Annotated in this window: 28 protein-coding genes; 12 read left to right on the top strand and 16 right to left on the bottom strand. The window is 58.5% G+C overall.

The window, feature by feature from the left end; genetic code table 11:
- Positions 1-26: 26 nt before the first annotated feature.
- Positions 27-1,109, top strand: coding sequence for a BMP family ABC transporter substrate-binding protein (locus QQG91_RS10830; protein WP_285770242.1), 1,083 nt, complete (start codon positions 27-29; stop codon positions 1,107-1,109).
- An 82-nt stretch (positions 1,110-1,191) separates the two neighbouring features.
- A complete protein-coding gene (locus QQG91_RS10835) occupies positions 1,192-1,812 on the top strand; it encodes a glutathione S-transferase (RefSeq protein ID WP_285770243.1) in 621 nt (206 codons plus the stop codon).
- Here the strand turns inward: QQG91_RS10835 and panB are convergent.
- Complete coding sequence (panB, locus tag QQG91_RS10840) at positions 1,809-2,621, bottom strand: 3-methyl-2-oxobutanoate hydroxymethyltransferase (protein WP_285770244.1); 813 nt, start codon at positions 2,619-2,621, stop codon at positions 1,809-1,811. The two genes, QQG91_RS10835 and panB, sit on opposite strands and share 4 nt — an antisense overlap.
- A complete protein-coding gene (panC, locus tag QQG91_RS10845) occupies positions 2,618-3,475 on the bottom strand; it encodes a pantoate--beta-alanine ligase (RefSeq protein ID WP_285770245.1) in 858 nt (285 codons plus the stop codon). The genes panB and panC overlap by 4 nt, the downstream gene beginning before the upstream one ends.
- Before the next feature lie 368 nt (positions 3,476-3,843).
- Between panC and QQG91_RS10850 the strand changes: the two genes are divergently transcribed.
- The 3 genes from QQG91_RS10850 (at position 3,844) to QQG91_RS10860 (ending at position 8,151) form a co-directional block, all read left to right on the top strand.
- Positions 3,844-6,351: a GcvT family protein gene (locus tag QQG91_RS10850; RefSeq protein ID WP_285770246.1), complete on the top strand. Its 2,508-nt coding sequence runs from the start codon at positions 3,844-3,846 to the stop codon at positions 6,349-6,351.
- 134 nt (positions 6,352-6,485) lie between these two features.
- Positions 6,486-7,115 (top strand): Hint domain-containing protein, encoded by a 630-nt coding sequence (locus QQG91_RS10855; protein ID WP_285770247.1) that lies wholly within the window; start codon positions 6,486-6,488, stop codon positions 7,113-7,115.
- A gap of 133 nt (positions 7,116-7,248) precedes the next feature.
- Complete coding sequence (locus QQG91_RS10860; protein WP_285770248.1) at positions 7,249-8,151, top strand: MBL fold metallo-hydrolase; 903 nt, start codon at positions 7,249-7,251, stop codon at positions 8,149-8,151.
- A 49-nt stretch (positions 8,152-8,200) separates the two neighbouring features.
- Here the strand turns inward: QQG91_RS10860 and hemA are convergent, their stop codons facing one another.
- The 11 genes from hemA to QQG91_RS10915 all read right to left on the bottom strand — a co-directional run bounded on the left by hemA (position 8,201) and on the right by QQG91_RS10915 (position 17,876).
- Complete coding sequence (gene hemA, locus QQG91_RS10865) at positions 8,201-9,424, bottom strand: 5-aminolevulinate synthase (RefSeq protein WP_285770249.1); 1,224 nt, start codon at positions 9,422-9,424, stop codon at positions 8,201-8,203.
- A 3-nt stretch (positions 9,425-9,427) separates the two neighbouring features.
- Positions 9,428-9,856 carry a DUF302 domain-containing protein gene (locus QQG91_RS10870; RefSeq protein ID WP_285770250.1) on the bottom strand — a complete coding sequence of 143 codons (429 nt, stop codon included), beginning with the start codon at positions 9,854-9,856 and terminating at the stop codon, positions 9,428-9,430.
- Between the two features lie 123 nt (positions 9,857-9,979).
- Entirely contained in the window at positions 9,980-11,200 is a 1,221-nt protein-coding gene (locus tag QQG91_RS10875) for a c-type cytochrome (protein ID WP_285770251.1), read from the bottom strand.
- Complete coding sequence (gene soxC / locus QQG91_RS10880) at positions 11,184-12,458, bottom strand: sulfite dehydrogenase (RefSeq protein WP_285770252.1); 1,275 nt, start codon at positions 12,456-12,458, stop codon at positions 11,184-11,186. The genes QQG91_RS10875 and soxC overlap by 17 nt, the downstream gene beginning before the upstream one ends.
- Positions 12,459-12,478: 20 nt before the next feature.
- On the bottom strand, positions 12,479-14,179 hold the full coding sequence (soxB, locus tag QQG91_RS10885; RefSeq protein WP_285770253.1) for a thiosulfohydrolase SoxB: 1,701 nt from the start codon (positions 14,177-14,179) through the stop codon (positions 12,479-12,481).
- Between the two features lie 95 nt (positions 14,180-14,274).
- A complete protein-coding gene (soxA, locus tag QQG91_RS10890; RefSeq protein ID WP_285770254.1) occupies positions 14,275-15,126 on the bottom strand; it encodes a sulfur oxidation c-type cytochrome SoxA in 852 nt (283 codons plus the stop codon).
- A 27-nt stretch (positions 15,127-15,153) separates the two neighbouring features.
- Entirely contained in the window at positions 15,154-15,483 is a 330-nt protein-coding gene (soxZ, locus tag QQG91_RS10895; protein ID WP_285770255.1) for a thiosulfate oxidation carrier complex protein SoxZ, read from the bottom strand.
- A gap of 18 nt (positions 15,484-15,501) precedes the next feature.
- Positions 15,502-15,918 (bottom strand): thiosulfate oxidation carrier protein SoxY, encoded by a 417-nt coding sequence (gene soxY / locus QQG91_RS10900; protein WP_285770256.1) that lies wholly within the window; start codon positions 15,916-15,918, stop codon positions 15,502-15,504.
- A 29-nt stretch (positions 15,919-15,947) separates the two neighbouring features.
- Positions 15,948-16,421 carry a sulfur oxidation c-type cytochrome SoxX gene (soxX, locus tag QQG91_RS10905; protein WP_285770257.1) on the bottom strand — a complete coding sequence of 158 codons (474 nt, stop codon included), beginning with the start codon at positions 16,419-16,421 and terminating at the stop codon, positions 15,948-15,950.
- Positions 16,422-16,559: 138 nt separating this feature from the next.
- On the bottom strand, positions 16,560-17,126 hold the full coding sequence (locus QQG91_RS10910; RefSeq protein WP_285770258.1) for a SoxW family protein: 567 nt from the start codon (positions 17,124-17,126) through the stop codon (positions 16,560-16,562).
- Between the two features lie 15 nt (positions 17,127-17,141).
- A complete protein-coding gene (locus tag QQG91_RS10915) occupies positions 17,142-17,876 on the bottom strand; it encodes a cytochrome c biogenesis CcdA family protein (protein ID WP_285770259.1) in 735 nt (244 codons plus the stop codon).
- Between the two features lie 81 nt (positions 17,877-17,957).
- On the opposite strand from QQG91_RS10915, the gene QQG91_RS10920 reads away from it, so the two are divergent.
- From QQG91_RS10920 to QQG91_RS10930, 3 genes are all read left to right on the top strand, one after another.
- The gene (locus tag QQG91_RS10920) at positions 17,958-18,332 is read left to right on the top strand and encodes a thioredoxin domain-containing protein (RefSeq protein WP_285770260.1); all 375 of its coding nucleotides are present in this window, start codon (positions 17,958-17,960) and stop codon (positions 18,330-18,332) included.
- Between the two features lie 111 nt (positions 18,333-18,443).
- Complete coding sequence (locus tag QQG91_RS10925) at positions 18,444-18,779, top strand: ArsR/SmtB family transcription factor (protein WP_285770261.1); 336 nt, start codon at positions 18,444-18,446, stop codon at positions 18,777-18,779.
- Between the two features lie 50 nt (positions 18,780-18,829).
- Positions 18,830-19,885: a YeeE/YedE family protein gene (locus QQG91_RS10930; RefSeq protein WP_285770262.1), complete on the top strand. Its 1,056-nt coding sequence runs from the start codon at positions 18,830-18,832 to the stop codon at positions 19,883-19,885.
- Here QQG91_RS10930 and coaBC read toward each other — a convergent pair.
- Positions 19,882-21,075, bottom strand: a complete 1,194-nt coding sequence (gene coaBC, locus QQG91_RS10935) for a bifunctional phosphopantothenoylcysteine decarboxylase/phosphopantothenate--cysteine ligase CoaBC (protein ID WP_285770263.1) — start codon at positions 21,073-21,075, stop codon at positions 19,882-19,884. The genes QQG91_RS10930 and coaBC overlap by 4 nt on opposite strands.
- Before the next feature lie 77 nt (positions 21,076-21,152).
- Positions 21,153-22,028 (bottom strand): RNA polymerase factor sigma-32, encoded by an 876-nt coding sequence (locus tag QQG91_RS10940; RefSeq protein WP_285770264.1) that lies wholly within the window; start codon positions 22,026-22,028, stop codon positions 21,153-21,155.
- Between the two features lie 99 nt (positions 22,029-22,127).
- Between QQG91_RS10940 and cobU the strand changes: the two genes are divergently transcribed.
- The 4 genes from cobU to QQG91_RS10960 all read left to right on the top strand — a co-directional run bounded on the left by cobU (position 22,128) and on the right by QQG91_RS10960 (position 25,563).
- On the top strand, positions 22,128-22,667 hold the full coding sequence (gene cobU, locus QQG91_RS10945; protein WP_285770265.1) for a bifunctional adenosylcobinamide kinase/adenosylcobinamide-phosphate guanylyltransferase: 540 nt from the start codon (positions 22,128-22,130) through the stop codon (positions 22,665-22,667).
- Positions 22,664-23,224 (top strand): histidine phosphatase family protein, encoded by a 561-nt coding sequence (locus tag QQG91_RS10950; protein ID WP_285770266.1) that lies wholly within the window; start codon positions 22,664-22,666, stop codon positions 23,222-23,224. The genes cobU and QQG91_RS10950 overlap by 4 nt, the downstream gene beginning before the upstream one ends.
- Positions 23,225-23,308: 84 nt before the next feature.
- Positions 23,309-23,992, top strand: a complete 684-nt coding sequence (locus QQG91_RS10955) for a glutathione S-transferase (RefSeq protein ID WP_285770267.1) — start codon at positions 23,309-23,311, stop codon at positions 23,990-23,992.
- A gap of 56 nt (positions 23,993-24,048) precedes the next feature.
- Entirely contained in the window at positions 24,049-25,563 is a 1,515-nt protein-coding gene (locus tag QQG91_RS10960; RefSeq protein ID WP_285770268.1) for a YifB family Mg chelatase-like AAA ATPase, read from the top strand.
- Between the two features lie 6 nt (positions 25,564-25,569).
- Here QQG91_RS10960 and gshB read toward each other — a convergent pair whose 3' ends face one another.
- Positions 25,570-26,514, bottom strand: a complete 945-nt coding sequence (gshB, locus tag QQG91_RS10965) for a glutathione synthase (RefSeq protein WP_285770269.1) — start codon at positions 26,512-26,514, stop codon at positions 25,570-25,572.
- Positions 26,515-26,562: the final 48 nt, after the last annotated feature.

Raw genomic sequence — 26,562 nt, forward strand, 5'->3', positions numbered from 1 at the left:
TTCCGGCACAACTGGGAGACCAAAACATGAAACGCAGAACACTGCTCGCAACCGGCGCAGGCGCAGCGATGGCCGCTGCACTCGGCCTGCCGGCCCGTGCACAAGACAAGACCAAGGTCGGCTTCATCTATGTCGGCCCGATCAACGACGGCGGCTGGACCCAGCACCACCACCATTCGGCTCTCGAAATGGTCGAGCACTTCGGTGACGCCGTAGAACTCGTATATCAAGAGTCCGTGCCCGAAGGCCCCGACGCAGAGCGCGCAATCACCCAGATGGCCCGCGGCGGTGCAGACATCATTTTCACCACCTCGTTCGGCTTCATGGACCCGACCGTTAACGTTGCCGCCAACTTCCCCGATGTGAAGTTCGAGCACGCCACCGGTTACAAGCAGGCCGACAACGTTTCCGTTTATTCGGCACGTTTCTACGAGGGCCGCGCCATTCAGGGCACCCTTGCAGGTCGCATGACCAAGACCAACAAGATCGGCTACATCGCTTCGGTTCCGATCCCCGAAGTGATCCGCGGCATCAACTCGGCCTATCTGCACGCCAAGAAGGTCAACCCCGATGTCGAATTCAAGATCATCTGGATCTTTGAATGGCTGAACCCCGCCAAAGAAGCAGATGCTGCCAAGGCTCTCATCGAACAGGGCTGTGACGTTGTGCTCCAGCACACCGACTCGACCGCGCCGCATCAGGCTGCGAAAGAGGCCGGCAACGTCTATACCTTCGGTCAGGCCGCCGATATGGCGGAATACGCCCCGATGCCGCGTATCTCTTCGATCATCGACAACTGGGCGCCCTACTATATCGAGCGCGTTCAAGCTGTGATCGACGGCACCTGGACTTCGGTCAACACCTGGGACGGCATCGCCCCCGGTATGGTCGGTATCGGCGAGATTTCGGACGCCGTTCCTGCAGATGTCAAAGCAGAAGCCGAAGCGCTCCGTGATGCCATCGCAGCGGGCGAATACCACCCCTTCACCGGCCCGATCAACAAGCAGGACGGCACTCCGTGGCTTGCCGAAGGCGAGATCGCTAATGACGGCGACCTTGCCGGCATGTTCTTCTTTGTCGAAGGCGTCGAAGGCGACATCCCGTCCTAATCCATCGGGATTTGGAATAGAGAGAGGGGCGGCCATTCGGTCGCCCCTTTGCTTTTCGGGATGCAGGACTTAGGTTTCGCGCATGAGCACACCGATCCTTTATTCCTTTCGCCGCTGCCCCTATGCAATGCGCGCCCGCCTCGGCATTGCGGCATCGGGTCAGCGTGTCGAGCTGCGGGAAATCGTGCTGCGCGACAAGGCGCCCGAGTTTCTCGCCGTCTCGCCAAGCGGGACTGTGCCCTGTCTGGTGAATGGAGCCGAGGTCATCGACGAAAGCCTTGATGTGATGACTTGGGCCTTGGAACAGTCCGACCCCGAAGGTTGGCTCGACATGCCCGAAGAAGGGTGGGACTGGATCACCCGCACTGACGGGTCATTCAAACGGGCCTTGGATCGCACGAAATATGAAACGCGCTATCCCGAGTGTGACCCAGTAGAGGAGCGCGCAAAGGCGCATGCATTTCTAGGCGAGCTCGATACACAGATCGACGGATGGATTTTCGGCAGGCCGACGCTGGCGGATTTCGCGATCCTCCCCTTCGTGCGCCAATTCGCCTTTATCGACAAAGCCCTATTCGACGCAGAGGATTGGCCGAACCTCAAGCCGTGGCTGGAGCGGTTCCTTGTCTCGGACCGTTTTGCCGCGATCATGACCCGCCACGAGAAATGGCAGGTCGATGATGCGCCGATCTATTTTCCCTAGCGGTAAATTTCATCCTCGGTCGGGAAGGCACGTGTTTTGACGTCTTCCGCATAGCGGCGCACCGAGTCCTCGATCATCGGCCCGAGCTGGCCATAGACCTTGACGAATTTGGGCGTCCAAGGGTTGAGACCCAGCATGTCCTCCAGAACAAGGATCTGCCCGTCACACTCGACCGAGGCCCCGATCCCGATGGTCGGAATGTCGATCTCCTTGGTGATCTTCGCCGCAAGCGGTTCGACCATCCCTTCAAGAACAACCGAGAATGCCCCCGCTTCGGTAACGGCCTTTGCGTCCTCGATATGCGCGGCCCAAGTGTCTTCGTCCCGTCCTTGGGTCTTGAAACCGCCCATAACGTGGCTCGACTGGGGCGTGAGGCCGATATGCGCCATGACGGGAATACCGCGTTCGACGAGGAACCGAATGGTCTCGGCCATACGTTTGCCACCCTCTAGCTTGACCGCGCCACAACCCGTTTCCTTCATGATCTTGGCCGCATTGCGAAACGCCATGTTCGGGCTTTCTTCATAGGTGCCAAAGGGCATATCGACGACGATCAGAGCCTTTTTCGTGCCGCGCACCACGGCCTTGCCGTGCATGATCATCAGATCAAGCGGCACACCGACCGTCGACTCCATCCCGTGCATGACCATCCCGAGGCTGTCGCCCACAAGGATGAAGTCGGCATATTTATCGACGATGGCAGCCGTATGCGCATGATAAGAGGTCAGCGAAACGATGGGCTCGCCCCCCTTGCGCCGCGCAATTTGCGGAACCGTGGTGCGACGGATGACTTCGGTCTGGGCGCTCATTTGGCAATCTCCCTCTGGTCAATAAGGAGGACGGTGTTGTCCTCGGGGCCGAATTCGGCGGAAATCATGATCCCGATGTCACTTTGCGGAATGCCCGCAATCGGTGCAAGTGTCAGAGCCTCGACGATATCGACACCGACAAGCCGCGCACGCGGTTCGGCGTTGATCGTCGCACGGATCACGGCATCAATGGCCTCGACGGTTCCGCCCTGCGCTGCAACCTCTTCGGCTTTGGCGAGTGATTGACTAAGCACCACTGCCGCCTTGCGATCCTCGGGCGCAAGCCGCACATTGCGCGACGACATGGCAAGACCATCGGCCTCTCGCACTGTCGGCACACCATGCACACGGGTCGGCACAAAGAGATCACGCGCCATCCGCCGAATGACCTGCAGTTGCTGGTAGTCCTTTTCCCCGAAATAGGCGTTGTCCGCTCCGGCGATGTTGAAAAGTTTGGTCACGACCGTGCAAACGCCTCGGAAATGACCCGGTCGCACCAATCCGTGAAGCATATTGGCCAGCCCCGTCGTCTCGACGATGGTTTCGGCACCGGCCGGATACATTTCCTCGACATTCGGGATAAAGACCGCAGCAACGCCGGCGGCCTCCAATTTGGCGCAATCGGCGGCTTCGGTGCGCGGATAGTTATCGAGATCGGATTGCTGCCCGAACTGTGTCGGGTTCACAAAGATCGTTGCGATCACGTCATCATTCTGGGACCGTGCGGCGGCGACAAGCGACATATGGCCTTGGTGAAGCGCGCCCATGGTCGGAACCAGCCCCACCGAATGCCCGAGAGCCTTGCGCTCCGCCACAAAGGCGCGAAGAGCGCCAACCGTTCGACAGACTTCCATGAGAACTCCCCCAAATCCCTTTGTCCGAATGTGTAGCCTCGGCGCTGCATCGCGGCAAGCAAATGCGCAAAATTATAACGCTAACAGGGATTTGGGATGAGCGACCATTTGCCTCTGTCTGCCCCACACAGACAGAGGCGTGCCGCGGCCGATGGGAAAAGACCGCAGCGGTTGGCTCGCACCACTCGAAGCCTTTGACAGCGAGCGAGCGGATATTCCGAAGTAACGGCACCTGCGCGCGCTGTCTTAGCGGCCTTGGAGCGAATTGGCGCCTGTCGGTTTTGATTGGATTCATGTCGGCTGTTTCCCTTGCCCGCGCTGCGTTTTGGGGCAAATTGCAGACAACTAAAAATGCGGGAGTCGCCCTTATGAAAACCCAAGTTCGTGCCCTTGTCGTCGGTGGTGGTGCCGTCGGTGCATCGATCGCCTATCACCTCGCCAAAGCTGGCTGGGAAGATGTCATGCTTCTGGAGCGTGACGAACTGACCTCCGGTTCGACTTGGCACGCTGCCGGTCTCTTGCCGCTCTTCAACATGAGCTATGCGACCACCCACATCCACAAATATTCGGTGGATTTCTACAAGACGCTCGAGGCCGAAACCGGCCTTAATGCGGGCTTCTCGATCTGCGGCAACCTTCGTATGGCCCAGACCCAAGAGCGCATGGACGAATACATGCTCTATTCGTCGGTCGCGGAAACCGCCGACGTCTATCACGAATTCCTGACCCCGAACGAGATCAAGGAACGCTGGCCCATGGTCCGCACCGATGACCTCAAGGGCGCACTGTTCCACCCGCAGGACGGCTATATCAACCCCGCAGACGTGACCCAAGCTATGGCCAAAGGTGCCCGTCAGCGCGGCGTCATGATCGAGCGCAAGTGGCAAGTCGACGGCTACAAGTGGATGGGCGATCACTGGGACGTCACCGTCACCAAAATGGTCGAAAAGGGCGGCAACCTTGTTCCTTCTGACGAGCAGGTCGTCATTTCGGCCGAGCACGTTGTAACGGCTACGGGCAACCACGCACAGCGCACCGCGAAACTGCTGGGCATCAAGATCCCCGCGATCCCCGTCGAGCACCAGTTCATCGTAACCGAACCCGATCCCGCACTTCAGGCCTATCGCGCTGCCGGCAACCCCGAACACCCCGTTCTGCGCGATGCCGACGCCAAGTGGTATGTCCGCGAAGAGCGCGGCGGCTGGATTCTCGGACCGTATGAGCGCGGCGCGCCTGCCCGTTTCGAATATGGCGTTCCCGACAGCTTCCGCGCCGACCTCTTCCCGCTCGACCTCGAGCGTATCGAAGAAGAATACATGTCGATGATCCACCGTATCCCGAGTTCGGAAACGGTTGGCCTCAAGGACGACTTCAACGGCCCGATCTGCTACACCCCCGATGGCAACCCGCTTGTCGGTCCCGCCCCGGGACTACGCAACATGTGGCTGGCAGAAGGTTTCAGCTTTGGCATCACTGCAGCAGGCGGCACGGGCTACTACCTTGCCCAGCTGATGACGCAGGGCGAAGCCGAGATCGACATGGCCTCGCTCGATCCCAAGCGTTACGGCTCGTGGATGACCACCGAATATGCGGCACGCAAGAACGAGGAATGCTACGAGCACGTCTTCATTCTGCACCACCCCGACGAAGAGCGTGAAGCTTGCCGTCCGCTCCGCACCGCTCCGAACTATGACGCGCAAAAAGCCCTCGGCGCACAGTTCGGTCAGGTCAACGGTTGGGAGCGTCCGAACTACTACGGCCCGCTCGATGCCGCCGACAACTTTGACCACGACAGCCGCAGCTTCCGCCGTGGCGAGTGGTGGCAGTATGCCGTGGAAGAGGCCAAGGCCATCCGCGAAACCGCAGGTATCATCGACGCAACCGCGTTCACCAAGCACCTTGTGCGCGGTCCTGGCGCGACGGCCTTCCTTGACCACTTCACCTGCAACAAACTTCCGAATGTGGGTCGCATCAACCTGACCTACGCGCTGACCGATGCAGGCACGACCCGCACCGAATACACGATCGTCCGTCTCAAGGAGAACGAGTATTACCTCATCTCTGCGGGCGCATGGACCGACTATGACGGTGATTTCCTCAAGAAATCGGCCGAAGACTTCATGGGCAACGGTGGCGGATATATCGACATCCACGACATCACCACCCAGTGGGGCGTGTTCGCTCTCGCAGGTCCGAACAGCCGCGCGATCCTCAAGGAACTCGTCAAAGACGCCGATCCCGACACCGTTCTGGGCAACAAGCGCTTCCCCTGGCTGTCCTATCGCGACATCGAACTCGGCATGTGCCCTGTCCGTGCAGTTCGCGTAGCCTACACGGGCGAACTTGGCTGGGAACTCCACCACCCAATCGAAATGGGTCGCTATCTTTGGAACCAGCTGATGGAAGCCGGTGCCAAGCATGGTCTCAAGCCCGTCGGCGCCCGCGCACAGAACTGGCTCCGCCAAGAGAAGTCCTATCGCGCCTTCGGCAACGAACTGGGCCGCGATGCGACCCCTGCCGAGGCTGGTCTCGACCGCTTTATCGACCTGTCGAAAGAGTTCAATGGCAAGCAAGCGATGCTTGATACGGGTATCCGCTCCAAGTGCGTCACTCTTTTGATCGATGGACCCGCAGACGCAGATCCATGGGGCAAAGAAGCGCTGCGCGACATGGACGGCAACTATGTCGGTCGTCTGACCTCGGGCGGCTACTCGGTCGCCTTCGGCAAACAGATCGGCATGGGCTATGTCAAACCCGAGATGGCCGCAGAGGGCACCAAGCTTCAGGTCAAAATCATGGGCCAGCTTTGGGACTGTGTCATCACTGAAGACAGCCCCTATGACCCGACGAACGCCGTGATCCGCAAAGACGGCTGATCGGTTAGAACATACAAAAACCAAGGCAGGCCCGAGAAATCGCGCCTGCCTTATTTATTTCCAATTGTAGTCATTAACCCGCCTTTGACCTTGCCTAGATATGGTTCCCATAACGCTATTGGGATTGCTGCCGCATGGTCCATTATTCAAAAATTGCCGAAGGTGAGATGATCACCGCCCCGAGCCGGTCCATCTCTCTGGTCGAGGGCACGCATATTGCCACGCCGATCGGCAATGTCAGCATCGAAATGCTGCGTGCGGGGGATATCGTTTGCACGGAAAACGGACCCCGTCCGATCAAAGCAATTCGGTCTCAGCGGATTTCCGGCCTTGTCTATAGCACCGACCGCAGCAATTGGCCGATACAGATCGCCAAGGATGCTTTGGGACAGAACCTTCCCGAACGGGATCTCTATCTTCACGGAGCGCAGCGCGTTCTCTTTCAAAGCATCCGTATCCCGCTCATGTTCGGAGAGGACGCCGTATTGGTCGAGGCACGGGCACTTTCCACCCGTAACGCCCCGCTCGAGGCACGTGGACCCGTCACATATTACCAGATCGCCTTTGACGCCGAAGAAATCATCTACGCCGAAGGGCTCCCTGTCGGAAGCTATCTTCCAACAGCGGAAGACCTCAATCGCGGCACAGCCGAGGACAAGGAGGCACTGCTCGCCCTCTATCCTCAGCTCAAAAACGACGGCAAAGTCGACGACTGTGGCTATATGATCCTGCATGACTGGGAACTGCGCGCCGCGACCGCATAGGCAAACAAAAATACTAGATCCAATATTCGTCTATCCGACGCACAATTCGCCCCACGAGGAGATGAAACGCTTGAGCCGAATCTGGTCAAGCTGCTAACATATTATCAAATGCGAATTTGATATTGGAAAGCCGATGAAACTCTCTCGCCGCTTTGTGCTCGGTGGTCTCGTGGCAGGTGCCACCTCGATCCCGTTGCGTGCTCTCGCCCAACTCGATCTCGGCTCTGTGAGCATCGAGACCCTCTCGGATGGCAACCTTGTTTTGCCGCCTTCGATGTTCCTTGCGGACCGCCCCTTCGAGGACGCGTTCGAAATCCTTCGGGCAGGAGGGTTCTCGACCGAGGAAATCAAACCCGACTGCAACGTGACGCTGCTTCGCGATGGCACCAACACCGTGCTCTTCGACGTCGGTGCAGGCCCGAACTTCATGCCGAGTGCTGGCACGCTTCTCGACTCGCTCGATGCCTTGGGCGTTTCCCCCGAAGAGATCACCCATGTTCTCTTTACCCACGGCCACCCCGATCACCTCTGGGGCGTGCTGGACGATTTCGACGAACCTGTCTTTATGAACGCGCGTCATCTCATGTCCCGCGTCGAACGGGACTACTGGCTTGATCCCGCAACCCCCGACAGCCTTGGCGAAGAGCGTCTTGCCTTTGCTGCAGGCGCCATTCGGATGATCGAAACGCTGGGCGATACCCTCGAAACATTCGAGGACGGCGAAGAGATTCTTCCCGGCATTTTCTCGGTCCCGACCAATGGCCACACCCCCGGACACACCTCTTTCCGCATCACCAGCGGGAGCGAAGAGATCGTCGTCATCGGCGATGCGATCGGCAACGCCCACGTGGCCTTTGCAGAACCGCTATGGCATTCGGGTTCGGATCAGGACACGGTCATGGGGGCCGAAACGCGCCTCAACCTTTTGACATCGCTTGCACAAAGCGCAAGCGTGGTTGTCGGCTATCACTTCCCCTTCCCCGGGATGGGACGCGTCGAAACCGAAGGAAACGCCTTTAGATACACGGCACTCTGACCGCAAAACGAAAACGCCGCCCTCGGGGCGGCGTTTTTCTTTTCAGAGATTACTCTGCCGCCTGCGGCATCCGCGCCAATTGGCAGTGCGACCAAAGCTCACCCAAGGCGCAGACAAGATGCTTGATGTCCGCTTCGGAGTGCACGGGCGAAGGCGTGATGCGCAGCCGCTCGGTGCCTTTGGGAACGGTGGGATAGTTGATCGGCTGGATATAGATCCCGAACTTGTCCATCAGAATGTCCGAGATGTATTTGCATTTGACGGGGTCACCGACCATCACGGGGATGATGTGGCTCGGGTTCTCAATGTGGGGAATGCCGATCCGATCAAGCTCTGCCCGAACCAATGCGACATTGGCTTGCTGACCCTCGCGTTCGACCGAAGACGACTTGAGATGACGGATCGAAGCACAGGCTCCAGCCGCGACCGCGGGCGGAAGCGCTGTGGTGAAAATAAAGCCCGACGCGAAAGAACGGACGAAATCCACGAGCGCAGCCGATGCGGCGATATAACCACCGACGACACCAAAGGCTTTGCCCAGCGTGCCCTCGATCACCGTGAGACGATCCATCAGACCTTCCCGCTCGGCGATACCGCCACCACGCGGGCCATACATGCCGACTGCATGCACCTCATCGAGATAGGTCATCGCGTTGTATTTATCGGCAAGATCGCAAATCTCTTTGATCGGCGCGATATCGCCATCCATCGAATAGACCGACTCGAACGCGATCAACTTGGGACGCTCGAGCGGCTCGGCCGCCAAAAGCTCTTCGAGATGCTCAAGATCGTTGTGGCGCCAGATTTTCCGTTCAGCCTTGGAGTGGCGAATGCCTTCGATCATCGAGGCATGGTTCAGCGCATCGGACAGAACGAGACAGTCGGGGATCTTGGCCGCCAAAGTGCCGAGCGCGGCCCAGTTGGAAACGTAACCCGATGTGAACAGAAGTGCCGCTTCCTTGCCATGCAGATCAGCAAGTTCGGCCTCGAGAAGAACATGATGGTGGGTTGTGCCCGAGATATTGCGCGTGCCACCCGCCCCAGCGCCGACCGTGTCGATTGCTTCGTGCATCGCGTCGAGGACAGAGGGGTGCTGACCCATCCCCAGATAATCGTTCGAACACCAGATCGTCACTTCACGCGCGCCCTTGCCCGAGCGATTGGTGGCTTGGGGATACTGACCCCGATGACGCTCGAGATCCGCAAAAACGCGGTAATTTCCATCGTTACGGAGCTTGGCAAGCTCAGCACTAAAGAAGTTCTGGTAGTTCATAGGCTATTCTCCGGCGGCTTCGCGGGCGATGTCGTCAAGCAACGCCTGCACCTTTTGCATTTCGCCCTCGGGTTGGTTCCGGTATCCGATCACGACTTCGCCTTCACGTTCGAAAACAAAAATCGCATAGGGACAATGGGCAATATTCATTGGGTCCGCTTCCATCATCTCTCGGGACAATGACGCCGAGCAAAACTGGAAGATATCCGCATTATCGAACAACAAAACGTCGCTCCCGACCGCACCTGCGGTTCGGGCGAGCATTTCGCCCGTATGGCTTACCCAATCGACGACAAGACCGCGACCAACGATCGCGGTTTCGACGCCAAAGGTCGCGTCTTCAAAGCTTCCGTCAAAGGAATAGACGGTTGCCTCGTCCGCCATTGCGGCGGTCGTCGTCAGAACAAGAAGTGCAGCAGCTAAACGGGTCATGCGTAGGGCCCTTTCCGAGAGCGGTGATACAGGGGAAATACGAACGGGACTTTGATCTCGATCATATTCCCCCTGTTTCGTGATCAGGGGAACATGCCCGTCGGCAAAAGCCGACGCGCGCGTTTATTGGCCACCGGCCGATTGCAGATATGCAATCATCGCCGCGATGTCTTCGTCAGACTTGAAGCCTGCAAAGCTCATCTTGGTGCCGGGCATTGCCGCTTTGGGGTTTGCAAGGAACGCGCCAAGAGTGGCTTCGTCCCAGACGCCTCCCGCAGCGCCTGCATCTGCAAGCGTGCCCGAGTAATTGAAGCCGTCATGCGCGCCGATCACGCGGCCGACGACACCATTGAGATGCGGCCCTGTGCGATCCACAGCGCCTTCACCGATCTGGTGGCACGAGCGGCACTTCTTGAAGAGGTCCTCACCCGCAGCCACGAGAGCGGGATCGAGCCCCGTATCCGCCGCAGCCGCTTCGACGGTCGCTTCGGGTGCAGCTTCGGCCGCAGCCTCTGCCGCTTCCGCAGCTTGACGTGCAGCGGTTTCCTCGGGCGTCACATCGAGCACAGAGGCGTGCATCGTGATCTCGACCGTCTCTTTGCAGTTTTCCATGCAGATATCGGGACGGACAAACTGGGGGAATTCGACTTCGAGACGATCGTCATCCTTGAAGTTCTCTTCGTTCGGAAGACGCACTTCGTTGAAGTTCTCGTTCGACAAGGTGAAGTCATCGTCAACCAGATCGTTCACATAGAGCAGATAGGCGGTGATGGCATACACTTCGTCGGGCGAGAGCGAGTTGGCCTCGCCGAACGGCATCGCACGGTTCACGTAATCGAACACGGTCGACAGATAGGGCCAATAAGACCCGATCGTCTTGACGGGGTCCTGACGGGTGAGCGTGCCGAAACCACCTGCAAGAACAGGCCAGCGTCCGACAGCCTCGCCGAAGTCGCCGTGGCACATGGAGCACTTTTCGATAAAGACTTCTTCACCCATGAAGACGTCACCCGATCCTGCGGGCAGACCATGGCCGTCGGGGCGCACATCGTCATCCCAAGCGGCGATTTCTTCGACGAGCGCTTCACGACCAAGTCCGTAGCCCCCCGAAATCGACGGAGCGAGTCCGGCAAGCGCCAACTCTTCGTTCCGCGCAGCAAGCTCTGCAGCCGCGGCGGCTTTGGCGTCTTTGGCTTCCTGAGCCTGTGCCGCATTGAGCTCGATGGCCTCGCGGATCGGCGCAGGAATATCGACGATGAACTGGTCGGCAGCGATATAGGCAAGCGACAGAACGGACGCCGCACCGGCCCCTGCAGGCAGGAAAATCTTAAGAAATTTCAACATTTTCAGCCTCGCCGTTTTCGTTCACATACCAGGTCTGGATGGAGTTGTTGTGGTAGATGGAGTTTTCGCCGCGGATCGCGCGAAGCTCGTTTTTCGTCGGCTGCACATAACCTGTGTTGTCGTGTGCGCGCGACTGGAGGAGCAGCGGCTTACCGTCCCACTCGAATTCATAATAGAAGCGGTGCATCGACTTGTTCAGCGACGGGCCGGACATACGTGCCTGATGCCAGTTCTTGCCGCCGTCGATGGTGACATCGACGCGCGGGATCGTGCCGCGACCGGACCATGCAACGCCCGTGATAACCGTCCAGCCTTTGCCGTGGGTGATCGGCGCTTGCGGGCTGGGGTTGGTGATGACCGATTTGGCATCCATTTCCCAGGTAAAGCGACGTGCCACACCATTGGCCAGAAGGTCGGTGTATTTCGACGTTTCCTCGCGGGCATGCCACGGCTCGTCACCCACCTCGATACGGCGGATCCATTTGACCCACATGTTGCCTTCCCAACCGGGAACAACAAGACGGAGCGGATAGCCCTGTTCGGGACGAAGTGCTTCGCCGTTCATCTTGAACGCGATCAGACAGTCGTCGAGCGCTTTTTCCATCGGGATCGAACGGTTCATACCCGCAGCATCCGCGCCTTCGACCATGATCCATTTGCCGTTGGTCTTGACCCCCGCTTCCTCAAGAAGGAGACGAAGCGGAACACCCGTGTACATCACGTTGTGGATCATGCCGTGGGTGAACTGACAGCCGTTAAGCTGCGCGCCCGCCCATTCCATCCCCGAGTTTGCCGCGCATTCGAGGAAATAGACGTGGTTTTCGCGGGGATAGCGCTTGAGATCGTCCATCGTAAAGACCAGCGGCTTGTCCACGAGGCCATTGATCATCAGACGGTGATCTTCAGGGGCGATTTCGGCCACACCGCCGTGGTGACGCTCGAAGCAGAGACCGTTCGGCGTGATGATCCCGTCGAGCTCGTGCAGCGGCGTAAAGTTGATCGAGCTGATCGGATCAGCCGTCAGCCACGGAACCGTGCGGCGGATCACATGGGCTTCGTGCTCGGAAGGCATCCCGTAGGGAGCCTCGTCCACGCCTGCGCCAAGGTATTGGCGCCAAGGCTGTTTTTCGGTGATCAGCGGATCAGGGGTTGCCTGACCTTGGGCCACACTTGCGCCCGCGACCGCTCCACCGGCGGCAAGTGCGCCGGTCAAGAAGGAGCGACGAGACGGCTTGGTGCCTTTGAACTTCATGTCCATCCTCTTGTCCTCTCTGGAAATTACGCGCCCACGACCTGCACCGAAGTGTTCGGTGTAATCGAAATGGCATCTTGTTTGCGAATATGGGCTTCGACGACGTCCCAAATCTCGGGGCCTTCGGTGCTTTCGTTGACAGAGGCCCAGCCGGCGACCACATAGCTCTTGGCCGGATCGAGAACCTCGCCCGTTTTAAGAAGGGTGATGTCCGAGATACGCTCGCCAATCGGCTTGTTGATATCAATGCGATAGCCAAGGCCACCCATGCGAACCATGTCCCCGCCCTGCTGGTAATAGGGATCGGGGTTAAAGATGTTGTCGGCCACGTCTTCCATGATCGTGTGAATGAATTCACCTGTCATTTCGGTGCGATAGGCCTTGGGATAGGTCATCGAAGTGACGTTCCAGAGATCATCGCGGGTGATCTCTTGACCCGGCATGATCGACGGGCCCCAGCGCACGCCCGGAGACATGGCAATCTCGGCGTCCCGCTCGGACAGAAGCGCGTCGCAGATCAGGTCATCCCAAGAGCCGTTGAAGTTTCCGCGGCGGAAGAGAACCGTATCGTCGGCAACCTTGCCGATTACATCGTTCACTTCGGAATAAGGTGCGCGCTGCTCGTCGATAAGAGCCGCAACATCGGCATCGGGCGTGATGACATCCGAGAAAATCGGGATCAGCTTGTGACGGAAGCCCATCATACGGCCTTCGCGCACGTCGAGGTCGACGCGGCTCACGAATTTACCGTTCGATCCCGAAGCAATGATGATCGTCTCGCCGACGAGAACGGGCTCGGGCAGAGCGTCATGGGTGTGGCCCGACAGGATCACGTCGATCCCCGTCACACGGCTTGCCATTTTCTTGTCCACGTCGAAACCGTTGTGGCTCAGGCAGACGACAAGCTCGGCGCCCATGCCGCGCACTTCGTCGACCATGGCTTGCATGTTCTCGTCACGAATACCGAAGGAGTATTCGGGGAACATCCAGCCGGGGTTGGCGATGGGCATATAGGGGAAGGCCTGACCGATGACGGCGATCTTGACACCGCCGCGCTCGAAGAACTCGTAGGGCTTGAAGTCCTCGGCGGGTTCATCCCATTCGGAGTCGAAAATGTTCTGACCAAGCGCTGCATAGGGCAGCCCCGAGATCAACTCGCGCACGCGGTCCGAACCCAGTGTGAATTCCCAGTGGAAGGTCATCGCGTCGGGCTTGAGCGCGTTCATGACATTGACCATGTCCTGACCTTCGGTGTGATAGCAGGTGTAGGACCCGTGCCACGTATCGCCCCCATCCAAAAGGAGCGCATCGGGACGCTCGGCACGGATCGCGTTGATTACGGTCGCAACGCGGTCGAGACCACCCATCTTGCCATAGGTCTTACCCAGAGCGGCAAAATCGTCATAGCTCAGCGCATAATGCGACGAACTTCCGTCCTCGATGCCATAGGCTTTGCGGAAATCCGCACCCGTGATGTGAGGCACAGCGCCGCGATTGTCCCCGACCCCGAGGTTGATCTCGGGTTCACGGAAATAGATCGGCTTGAGCTGGGCGTGAATATCGGTGACGTGGATAAGCGACACGTTACCGAAAGTATCGAACTGCAACAGCTGGTCTTGGGTCAACAACTGTTGAGCCGCGAGACGGCCCCAGTTGCCGAAACCGGATGCACCATAGATGGCGCTAGCGGCCATGCTTGCTTGGAGAAAGTCGCGACGCGAAATCATGTGCTGCGGTCCTTTACTACTTTCGTATGCGAAAAGTTGAATGTTTTGAGATAGACAAAGGCCCGAGACGGCGAACCGCTCGGGCCAAAGTATAATTAGTTACGGACCGACGGACCTTCGACCGACAGACCATTGCCGCGCGAAGCGACATAGAGTTCAAGCGCGATGAACTCGGGGCTGTTCGCGTCATAGGTTTCGGCGCGGGTATCACGCACGCACCCCTTGAAGCGTCCCTGCACGCCGTTAAGCGCGGCGTTGTTGAGACGATAGGTCGGGAAGCCGTTGATCTGGCCCTGCGACAGGTGGTCGGCGCGGATCATGTTGCCGTAGTTCTGCTCGTGGCAGGAAGCACAGCTCAGATCAAGCTGACCGGTGCGGGTATAGTAAAGCTCTTTACCCTGCGCCCAGATGTCCGCCACGGGACCGTCAATAGCGACATTGATGGTCGTGCCGCGACCGACCGACGAGATCAGAGCTTCCATCGCCAAGAGATCGGCGCTGTCGGTCTTGTAAGGCTCTGCGCCCATCTCGGTTTCACGGCAAGCATTGATCTGCTGACCAAGGGTGCGGAGTTCGCCGGCCTTTTCATTCCACTTGGGATAGGTCGCACGCACTTCGGTCATGGTCTCGCTTGCGTCACCGTGACAGTCCGCACAGGACTTGCCGTTGGTGCCTTCGGCCGTGGCCCAAGTCGCCATTGCGCTTTCGACTGCGAGCATACCGGGGTTGTCGAAGTCGTCCGCCTGCATGGCTTGTGTTTCATCCGAGCGGAAGACCCAGCCCGAATAAACCGTCTTGAGAGCGCCTTCGAGATGTGCCGCGGCCGCGGTCTCGGTCACGATCTCGATTTCGCCGTTGATCACGAGGCTTGCATCCTCGTCTGCAAAGGCACCCGAAGCAACGAATGCCAGAGCGCCAAGTGCAGTCTTAAGAGCGGCTTTTTTCATGTTTTCTCCTCCCCATTGGACCCGGACTTAGCCTACGGCAATGTCCTTGGTGTCGGTGTAGACGGACCCGTCATCGTCATACCAGGTGAAGGTGAAAGAACCCGACTCGGGAACAATCGCCTGGAATTCGAAATAGGGGTTGGTGGAAACTGCAGGCTCGATGGTGACGTCGAGCACGTTCTGACCGTTGAAATCGCAGGTGAAGCGATTGATGATCGAACGCGGAATTGCGTTGCCGTCTTTGTCTTTACGCTGACCGGATTCCATCTGGTGCGAAATGAGCGTCTTGATTGCGATCGACTCGCCGGCCTTGGCCGACTTGGGAACGCGGACGCGCGGAGTGACGTTATCTGCCATTTTCTGTTTCTCCTGACCTTAGCCGCCGCAGCCGCCGATGGTAACTTTGACTTCTTGCTGGGCCTGAACGAACGAGCCATCTGCCATCTTGGCGATCGCGATGACGTTCTGGGTGCCTGCAAGACGGATACGGGTCGAACCTGCCTGTGCCCCTGCGAGCGGACCGAAGTTAAAGGTCGCAACAGCCGGGGTCGGGTTGCCTGCTGCAAGCAGCATGATCGAAACGGCACCGGGTGCGCTGACTTCTACGGGAACGGTGTTGCCGTTCTCGGCGATTTCAGGGGCGGTAAGGGTGATGCCAGCATCGCCAACGGCTGCGCCGCCGGTGAACGCGGCAATCGCATCCTCGACAGCGGCGTTGGCACGGATCGGCAGGAGTGCCGCGGCCGAAGCGCCCATCGCCATCAGGATGGTATCTCTGCGCGTGAACTTCATTGTTTCTCCTTCTCTAAAATCGGGGCCGCTTAGTCTTTGAGCGTGACAAGATAAGCGACGACGTCTTCAATTTCCTGAGCGGTCAGCAGCGGCGGAAGCGGCTCGGTGCCAGCTTTGCCGGTGAACGCATCCCCCGGACGGGTGAAGCCAGTGGTCTGGTAGAACGCGGGCATGACCGTATCGGGGAAGGTATGCTTTGCGTTTGCGACGATCCCGCGAAGCTGGGCTTCTTCCCAACGCGAACCGGTTCCGTCGAGCGACGGGCCGACTTCACCGTGGAACGGATAGTCCTGAAGATCGGTGACCTGATGGCAAGCGATGCAGTTACCCTTGCTCCGCGTGGTCATCACCTTGATGCCGTTCTGCGGGTCGCCTGCGGTGCCGCTGAGCGATACGGCAACTTCACCGTATTCGCTGTATTCGACGGCTTCCGGTGCAACCTCTGCTGCACCAACGGTGGCAGCCAGCGACAGACCGACCGCGATTTGAATGATGCGCTTCATGAGCCCTCCCTAGATCATCATATGCGGTTAATTGAATACCATAGTCGACAATATCCGCACCTGACAATCACAAATTCAAAGATTTGAATAATTCTGCGCTGCGGCATAGAAAAAGGCCCGCGGATACGGGCCCTTTTCTCAGTCGAAAAGACCACCCTCTTCGATCTTACGTGCATGATATTTCTGGAAATTTTCCCCAGAGAGATAGCCCTCTTCAAGCACCCAGTTGAACAGGTTGTAGGTCGTCCACTTTCCGAACGCTCCGGGCATGACTGCTGCGGCTGCTTGCGGTCCGGACGCCCCTTCGGCCACTTCTTTCGGATAGAACATAAGGGTCGGCGTGAACATCAAACCCCATTTTTGGACCATGTCTTTTTCCGACAGAATCGTTCCGTCAAAGTCGGTGACTTCGACATCGCCGAACATGTTGATCTGAACCACGAAAAAGTCGTCGTTCAGCATCGCTTCGATCTTGGGCTCGGGATAAACCTCTTCGTGCATCTTGGTGCAGTAGATGCAGCCACGCTGCTCTACGATCACAAGCAAACGCTTACCTTCGGCGCTCGCTTCGGCAAGATCCTCGCGCAAGTCCTTGAACGTGTCGTGCATCCAGGGCGCTTTGTGCAAACCATCGTCCCCGAGTGTGGCCGCAGATGCGGTTCCTGCAACCAAGAGTGCTGCCAGTAGTCCTAAAATACGCTTCATTCTCTCCTCCAAGAGTTAACCAAGATTTCCGAACGACGGCATGACGTCGATCAGCCACTGGGCAATAATGTTGACGCTGCCTGTCGCGATCAGCAGCGCAAAGACCAGAAGCATGACGCCCATGATCTTCTCGACATAGCCGAGGTATTTGCGGTTGCGCTGTGCCCACCCGAGGAAGGGTCGCGCGAAGAAGGCCGCGACGATAAAGGGCGAGGTCATTCCCAACCCGTAGACGAAAAGCAAAAGACCACCTTGGGTGATGTCGCCCATCCCGCTTGCGATCATCAGGATCGAAGCGAGCGCCGGCCCGACGCAGGGTGTCCACCCGAACCCGAACGCAAGTCCCATCACATAGGCACCCAAGATCGTGGTCGGCTCGGCTTTGCTCTCCATCCGCGCTTCGCGATAGAGCAGCGGGATTCGCAGGATGCCCAGAAAGTGCAGACCGAACAGCGCGAGAATCACCGCCGCGACATAGCTGAGTGGTTCTTTCCACTGGGCAAAGGCCTGACCCAGCGCCGTTGCACCCATCCCGAGCATCACGAAAATCGACGTGACACCCATCGCAAAAGCAAAGGCAGAGATGATAAGGCGACGTTGCGCACCCGGGGCAATTCCGCCCTCATCCCTCAGTTCTGACATGGAAATTCCGGCCATGTATGAGAGATAGAACGGCACCATCGGCAATATGCACGGTGTAAAGAACGAGAGCAGTCCGGCCAGTGCCGCACCTACAAACGTAATCTCCATGGCGGTATTCCTTGATAAATTCACATATTCAAATTATGTTAGATGAACAAAAGTTCTGTCAATCTCCCTCGGATTGCACCCATGAAGTTTCTTAAAGTCCTAGCTCTGAGCCTTTTCCTCGTGGCCCCTGCTGCCGCCTTTGCCGAAGTGCGCCTTTTGATGGGCGAGCAAGCGGGCTGTGCATGGTGCGCACGCTGGCACAAGGAAATCGGGCCGATTTATCCCAAGACAGAAGTCGGTCGCGTCGCGCCGCTTTGGGTGGCCGATATTCGCCAGCCGATGCCCGATGGGGTGACGCTCAAGCGCCCGATCACGTTTACGCCAACCTTTGTCCTTCTGGATGACGGCAACGAGGTCTTGCGGCTAGAAGGTTATCCGGGCGAAGATTTCTTCTGGGGATTGATTGAGAGTGCACTAACGAACCAAGGCTATATGGAGGCTGAGCCGAAAAGCTAGTTGGAGTAGATGGGCCACACACCGCACTTAACTCCCGCGGGAGTGGCATCAGGTCTTTAAATACTAGGCTATTTCTGGCAAAGAGCGTCCAAGTTGGATTGGATGAAAACGATGGGTATACCGATTGTCGAAGACCGCATCTGCGAGGCTGACCTCGACAAGATGATGGACAGCGCCACGGAAGCATCAAATTTCCTCAAGGCCATTAGCCATGAGGGTCGTTTGATGATCCTTTGCCATCTCGCCTCGGGCGAAAAATCCGTGACCGAACTCGAAGAACTTCTGGCGGCGCGGCAAGCGGCGGTGTCGCAGCAACTCGCCCGACTTCGTCTCGAAGGACTCGTGACGCCGCGGCGAGACGGGAAAACCATCTACTATCGCTTGACCGATGAGCGCCCGCGCCAAATAATCGATCTTGTGTATGACATGTTCTGCGCAAAGAGCTGACTGGACTCGCCTCGCTTCGGGCCGAGAGGTCGGTTGGGAGGAATAACACGATGATCGACGCTCTCGGCGACAGCAATGTCGCTGCTATCTTCGGCCTGATCGGGGGCATCATGCTCGGTCTGGCCGCCCGACTTGGACGGTTCTGCACGCTCGGGGCTATCGAGGACCTCATCTACGGCGAAAACGATACGCGCATCCGCATGTGGGGTGTCGCCATCGGCGTTGCGGTGATCGGTTCGTTTGCGCTGATGGGCCTCGGCTATCTCAATGCGCCCGAAACCATTTATCTGGGGTTCGAGCTCTCGATTATCGGGGCCGTGCTTGGCGGGCTTGTGTTCGGCTATGGCATGGCGCTCGCGGGTAACTGCGGCTATGGCGCACTGGCGCGGCTCGGTGGCGGCGATTTGCGCAATTTCGTTATCGTGGTGGTCATGGGACTTGCCTCTTATGCCACGATCTCGGGGCCGCTGGCCTATGCGCGGGTCTATCTTCTCCCGCAAGAGCGCACGAGCGGCGACATTCCGGGGATCGCGCATGATCTTGCGGATATCGTCGGGCTTTCCCCAAGTCTGATCGGCATCCTTGTCGGAATTGCCATTCTCCTTGTTACCATCGCGCCCAAGCGCATCCGCACGTCCAAGGAAACCCTGTTCTGGGGTGTGGTCGTCGGACTTGCCGTTGTGATCGGTTGGGGCGGAACCCAGTGGGTTGCGTCGAACGGTTTTGACGGCGTGCGCGTTGAATCGCATACGTTCTCGGCACCCTTGGGGGAAAGCATGCTTTGGGCGATGACCGCCAGCGGACAGAGCCTCTCCTTCGGGATCGGCTCGGTTGCAGGCGTGTGGCTCGGCGCGTTTATCGGATCGCTCATCAAAGGCCATTTCCGCTGGGAAGCCTGTGAAGACCCGCGAGAGCTGCGGCGTCAGATTTTCGGTGCGGCGATGATGGGCGTCGGTGCGGTCGTGGCCATGGGCTGTTCGATCGGCCAAGGCCTTTCGGCCATGTCGGTGCTGGCATGGTCCGCGCCAATTGCGCTCGGCTCGATGTTGCTCGGGGCCTATGTCGGCCTGCGCCACCTCATCGCCGGATTTGAAAAGTTCGACTAGCCCAGCGCGGCGGCAATCTTTCGGGCAAGCCGTTCAGCAACCTCGGCTTTGCCCATCCTTTCCCACGTTTCGGACCCGTGTTCGGTGATGAGCGTCACGGCATTTTCACTGCCGCCCATGATCCCCGTGGCGGGCGAGACATCATTGGCCACGATCCAGTCGCACCCTTTGCGGGCGCGTTTGGCCGTTGCATTGGCGATCACGTCGTCGGTCTCGGCCGCAAAGCCGACGACCAATCGGGGGCGGCCCTCGCTCATATGACTGACCGTCTTGAGGATGTCGGGATTTTCCGCAAACTCGAGCGTCGGAAGCTTGCCCGCTTCTTTCTTGATCTTGCTGCCGCTGGCACTTGCCACGCGCCAGTCGGCAACCGCGGCGGCAAAGACAGCGGCATCCGCAGGAAGTGCAGCTTCGACAGCGGTCTTCATTTCTGCGGCTGTTTCGACCTTGACGAGCGTAACGCCTTGGGGCGGCGGTGCATCCGCAGGCCCCGTCACAAAGGTCACATGCGCCCCGAGAGCGACGAGCGCAGCCGCAATCGCGCTGCCCTGCTGACCCGAAGAGCGATTGGCGATATAACGAACGGGATCAATGGGTTCATGGGTCGGCCCCGACGTCACAAGCACATGCTTTCCCTTCAAAGGCCCCTCCGACAAGGCGGCGCCGATGGCCGCGATGATCTCGTCGGGTTCGCTCATCCGGCCAAAGCCGAACTCGCCACAGGCCATGCTGCCCTCGACCGGACCGCAAAAAAGAACACCATCGGACTTGAGCAGTTTGACGTTACGCTGGGTTGCAGGATGCTCCCACATGCGCACATTCATGGCAGGGGCGACCAAGACGGGCTTGTCCGTCGCCATCAGGAGCGTCGAGGCCAGATCATTGGCGAGCCCGTTGGCCATTTTCCCCAAAAGATCAGCCGTTGCAGGGGTCACAACGACAAGATCGGCAGAACGGGACAGCTCGATATGCCCCATTTCGATTTCTTCGGTGAGATCGAACAGATCTTGGTAAACCTTGCTTCCTGCAAGCACCGAGAGCGTCAAGGGCGTGACGAACTCGCTCCCCGCTTTGGTGAGAACGGGTGTGACCGACGCGCCCTGTGCCCGAAGGCCGCGTATCACATCGACAGCCTTGAAGGCCGCAATGCCGCCGCCCACAATCAAAAGAACCCGTTTACCAGCAAGCATTGGCGCCCCCTTCGGAATTTAGGGCACCCTAAAACGTTGAAACGCGGCAGGCAATCCACCGCGCTCCAAAGTCGCAATCAGAGAAAATTGTGGATTTCGCGCGATTGGTTCTCGAGGGTCTTGCGCATTTTGGCAAAGGCAGCCGCTTCAAGCTGGCGCACACGCTCTTTGGAAAGACCAAGCTCCTCGCCCAGGGACTCCAGCGTCCGCGGCTCATCCCGCAGCTTTCGTTCGCGCACGATGAACCTTTCACGGTCATTGAGCGCCGAAAGCGCCGAGTAGAGCCACTGGCGAAGGGTGTGGGTGTCGTGGTCATGCTCGACCCGCTCGGCAGCTTGCTCGCTGTCATCGGCCAGAGCTTCGACCCATGAACGGCCCTCTTCGTCCGACGACTGCGTGGCATCGAGCGAGAAATCCGAACCCGAAAGACGGCCTTCCATCATCTCCACATCCGCCAACGGGACACCGATTTCAGCGGCGACAGCGGCGCGAAGTGCGACAGGATCGATGCTTTCCCCGCGCGCGGCAGCTTCGCGTTCGATCCGGGCCTGAACCCTGCGGAGATTGAAGAACAGCGACTTTTGCGACGAGGTCGAGCCGGTCCGGACCATCGACCAATTGCGCATCACATAATCCTGGATCGACGCTTTGATCCACCAGACCGCATAGGTCGAGAACCGCACGCCACGATCAGGATCGAATTTCTCGGCTGCCTTCATCAAGCCAAGGCTGGCCTCCTGAATCAAATCGTTCATCGGAGCGCCGTAGCGGCGGAACTTGGCCGCCATCGAAATGGCAAGTCGCATATAAGCCGTGATCAAACGGTGCAGCGCTTGTTCATCGCGGTGATCCCGCCAAGCATAAGCAAGTGCCGCCTCGGTTTCCGCATCCAGCAGTTCCGCCTTCATCGCCCTGCGAGAGAGCGCCCGATCCATGGTTCCATCAAGTGCCAATTGCTCACCCCCTGGTGAATTTTCCTGCCCGCTCTTGTCGCGGTGCTTTTTCGTGATAGTCGTGAAGTCATACGCAGCGAAAACTCGACTGGATCACTCATGAATTCCAAAAGCGCAGTGAAAAAGTGCACGCTCGTTCTTGGGGGGGCGGCTTCCGGAAAATCCCTGTTCGCCGAGCAATTGGTGAAAAATACGGGGAAAAATCGGATTTACATCGCAACCAGCCAGATCTTTGACGATGAAATGCGACAAAAAGTCGAAGACCACAAAAAACAGCGCGGCGACGGCTGGAGAACCATCGAAGAGCCCTTCGATATGGCAAAGGCGCTTGCCGATGCGACGCCCAAAGATGTCGTCCTGATCGACTGCGCGACCCTTTGGCTGACCAATCACCTTTTGGCCGAGCACGATCTCGGAGCAGAGCAAGAGGCGTTTCTAAACGCGATCGCGCTTTGCCCTTCTGATGTTGTGATCGTGTCGAATGAAACGGGTCTGGGTATTGTGCCCGACAATGCCCTGGCGCGGCGCTTCCGGAACGCCCAAGGCCGCCTGAACCAAGCCATCGCAAGCACTGCCGATACAGTGGTTTTCGTGGCTGCGGGACTTCCCATGGTGCTCAAGGGAGAACTGCCCCGATGACACGGCTTTGGTTTGTAAGACACGGGCCGACCCATGCCAAATTCATGGTCGGTTGGAGCGATATTCCTGCCGATCTGTCGGATCGTGCCGCGATTGAGCGTCTCGCTCGCTATCTCCCGAACGCACCCGTCGTGTCGTCCGACCTTATCCGCGCGGTCGCAACCGCCGACGCGATCCAAGAGATCCGCCCCCGTCTCGAGCATGACCCTGCCCTTCGGGAAATCAATTTCGGCGACTGGGAAATGCGGACCTTTGATCAGGATGATGTCCATCTTCGCGCCTATTGGGAAACACCCGGCGATATCGCGCCCCCGAACGGAGAAAGCTGGAACGCAACGTCGAAGAGGGTTTCCACCGCCGTCGATAATTATCTGGCCCAAGGGTTTAGCGACCTCATCCTTGTGGGCCACTTCGGGATGATCCTCACTCAGGTGCAGCGGGCGCTTGGCATTTCGGCCTATGAAACCTTTGCGCACAGGATTTCCAACCTCTCGGTGACGCAGATCACGGTGGGGCCCGACCGATGGACGCTCGAAACGATTGATCACAATCCTTGATGGACTTCCGAACAATTGCTGACTGGCAAAACTCGGGATTTCGGGGCCTAGTGGGGACATTCAATCTCAAAGGTCCAATACCCCATGCCCTATACTCTTTTTATCGGTGATCGCCTTTTCTCAAGCTGGTCTCTCCGCGGCTGGCTGATGCTCGAAAAATTCGGAATCCCCTATGAAACCACAATGGTCGGTCTCTACGCGGGGACCATGGCCCAAGAACTGAAGGGGATGGAACCCGCGCGCACCGTTCCTGCGATGAAAACAGACGTTGGACATGTGCTTTCGGACTCGCTGTCCATGGCCGAAACGCTTGCCGAAGAAAACCCAGACGCGGGTCTGTGGCCCAAGGACGCGGGCGCCCGTGCTCTGGCGCGCAATCTTGTGGCGGAGATGCATTCGAGCTTTTCCGCCCTGCGAAGTGAATGCCCCAACAACATCGCATTTGTCTGGAGCGACTTTACAGTCTCGGACGCAGTGAAAAAGGATCTTGCCCGTATCGAAGAACTTTGGGCGCTTGCGCATAGCCGCTACGGCAAGGAAGGAAGCCCCTGGCTCTTTGGGGAATATTCGCTTGCAGATGTGTTTTATGCGCCCGTCTGCTGCCGCATGACGACCTATAGCCTTCCCCAGGGCGCATTTGCCAAGAGCTATGTCAAAGCCACGCTGACCGATCCTGCGTTTCAGGCTTGGCGCCAAGAGGCCCTCGCAGAGGTCCACGACCCGTTCCCCTATGATCTTGCGTTCCGCAAAGCGGATTGGCCGTATTAACCAAACCTAAACCATGTTCCCGCCATGTGGAGAGGCAAGCACTTGGCGGGATCAGAATGGTCGCATTTACCCAAACAGTCGCCTTTGAAGGCGTCGAAGCCCGACTTGTCGAGGTGCAATGCGCACTCAGTCCCGGCATCCCGAACTTTTCCATCGTGGGTCTTCCCGACAAAGCGGTCTCGGAAGCCAAAGAGCGCGTCAGGGCGGCCCTAGCAACGCTCTGCATTGCGCTTCCCTCGCAGCGGATCACGGTCAATCTTTCGCCTGCCGATCTGCCAAAGGAGGGATCGCATTTCGACCTTCCCATCGCGATCGCCCTGCTGGCCGCGCTCGAAATCATCCCGCAGGACATCGCCGCCGAATATGTGGCATTGGGGGAGCTTTCGCTTGACGGCAAACTGGTGAGCGTGCTTGGCGCTCTCCCCTCTGCCATGTCGGCGGCCGAGGAAAACCTGAGCCTGATTTGCCCGAGCGGCTCGGGAGCCGAGGCGGCTTGGGTCGCAGCGACGCCAGTTTACGGGGCGCAGACCCTGACCCAAGTGATCCAACACATGACCTCTTCTGCGCCGCTCCCCCCTTGCCTTCCGGGTGAGGTAAAGGGCGAGACATTTTCGCGTGATTTCGCAGACGTAAAAGGTCAGGAGCGTGCCAAGCGCGCACTCGAAATAGCGGCGGCAGGTGGTCATCACGTGCTTATGGTCGGCACGCCCGGATCGGGTAAATCCATGCTGGCCGCAAGGCTTCCCTCGATCCTGCCGCCTTTGTCCCCGCAGGAAGCTTTGGAAACCTCTATGATCCACTCCCTTGCGGGACTTCTCGACGAAGGCGGGATCAGCAGGGCGCGTCCCTTTCGCGAGCCGCATCACACCGCATCAATGGCCGCCATTGTCGGCGGTGGGCGCGGTGCCCAACCCGGAGAGATAAGCCTCGCCCACAATGGGGTATTGTTCCTCGATGAGTTCCCCGAATTCCCGCGAACAACGCTGGAAACACTTCGCCAGCCGATCGAAACAGGCGAGGTCATGGTCGCCCGCGCGAATGCCCATATCCGCTATCCGTGCCGCTTCATGCTCGTTGCGGCGGCGAACCCGTGCAAATGCGGGTATCTTTCGGAAAGCACACGCGCCTGTTCGCGGGCACCGATATGCGGCGAAGATTATCTTGGCCGTATCTCGGGGCCGCTGATGGATCGGTTCGATTTGCGCGTGGAGGTCCCGCCCGTCAGTTTTCACGACCTTGATCTGCCGTCCAAAGGAGAACCCTCGCAAGCGATCCGCGCACGCGTGACCGAAGCCCGCGAGATCCAAACCGCCCGAGCAAGGCAGGGCCTGACGGCCAAGGTGAATTCGGATCTTGAAGGGAGCGAACTTGAAGCCTTGGCCGAGCCCGATACCGAGGGGCGTGCCTTGCTCAACAAAGTCGCCGAGCGTTATGGGCTTTCAGCGCGTGGATACCATCGTATCTTGCGGGTCGCGCGGACCGTTGCCGATCTCGACGCTTCGGAAACCGTGCGATTTGCCCATGTTTCCGAAGCGATCAGTTATCGTTTGGCCTTTACCAAAGAGCTTTAGCCCCGATCAAAGGCCGCGCCGCTTTTCGATGGCAAGCCAGATTTTTTCAGCGACATTGATGCCGTCGAAACGCTCGAGCTCTTGAATGCCAGTGGGCGAGGTGACGTTGATTTCGGTCAGGTAATCGCCGATCACGTCGATCCCCACGAAAATCTGGCCTTTTTCGCGCAAGAGCGGACCGATCTTGGCACAAATTTCAAGGTCCCGCTCGGTCAGGGCAACCTTTTCAGGACGCCCACCCACGTGCATGTTCGAACGGGTTTCACCCTGTGCAGGCACGCGGTTGATCGCCCCCACGGGTTCACCGTCCACGAGAATGACACGCTTGTCCCCCTTGCTCACATCAGGGAGGAATTTCTGCATGATCAGGGGTTCGCGATTGATCCCGCTGAAAAGCTCATGGAGCGAAGCAAGGTTGCCGTCCCCGACCTTGAGCTTGAACACGCCCGCGCCACCATTGCCATAAAGAGGCTTGAGGATGACATCGCCATGACGCTCGCGGAACTCGCGGAGCGTTTCGAGATCGCGGGCGATCATCGTCGGCGGGGTCAGATCGGGGAACTGGAGCACAAGGAGTTTTTCAGGATAATTCCGCACCCAGAACGGATCATTCACAACCAAAGTCTTGGGGTGAATCAGATCCAGAATATGGGTCGTCGTGATATACCCCATGTCAAACGGGGGGTCCTGACGGAGCCAGACCACGTCGAATTCGCTTAGGTCCCGAACGCATTCTTCACCAAGCGTTGCATGGGCACCCTTGACCCGCTGCACCGTCAGAGGCCAGCCGCGTGCCGTGACGCGCCCCTCCTGAAAGGCGAGCTTGTCGGGAGTATAGTAAAACAGCTCGTGCCCGCGCTTTTGCGCCTCTTCCGAAATACGGAATGTGCTGTCGGCATCGATATTGATCGCACCGATCGGGTCCATCTGGATCGCGACTTTCAAGGACATGGCTTTACCTCGGGTTCTGAGACTTTGCCTTTACATGGCCCATGTTCC

The sequence above is a fragment of the Marivivens sp. LCG002 genome (genome assembly GCF_030264275.1).
GTDB lineage: Bacteria > Pseudomonadota > Alphaproteobacteria > Rhodobacterales > Rhodobacteraceae > Marivivens.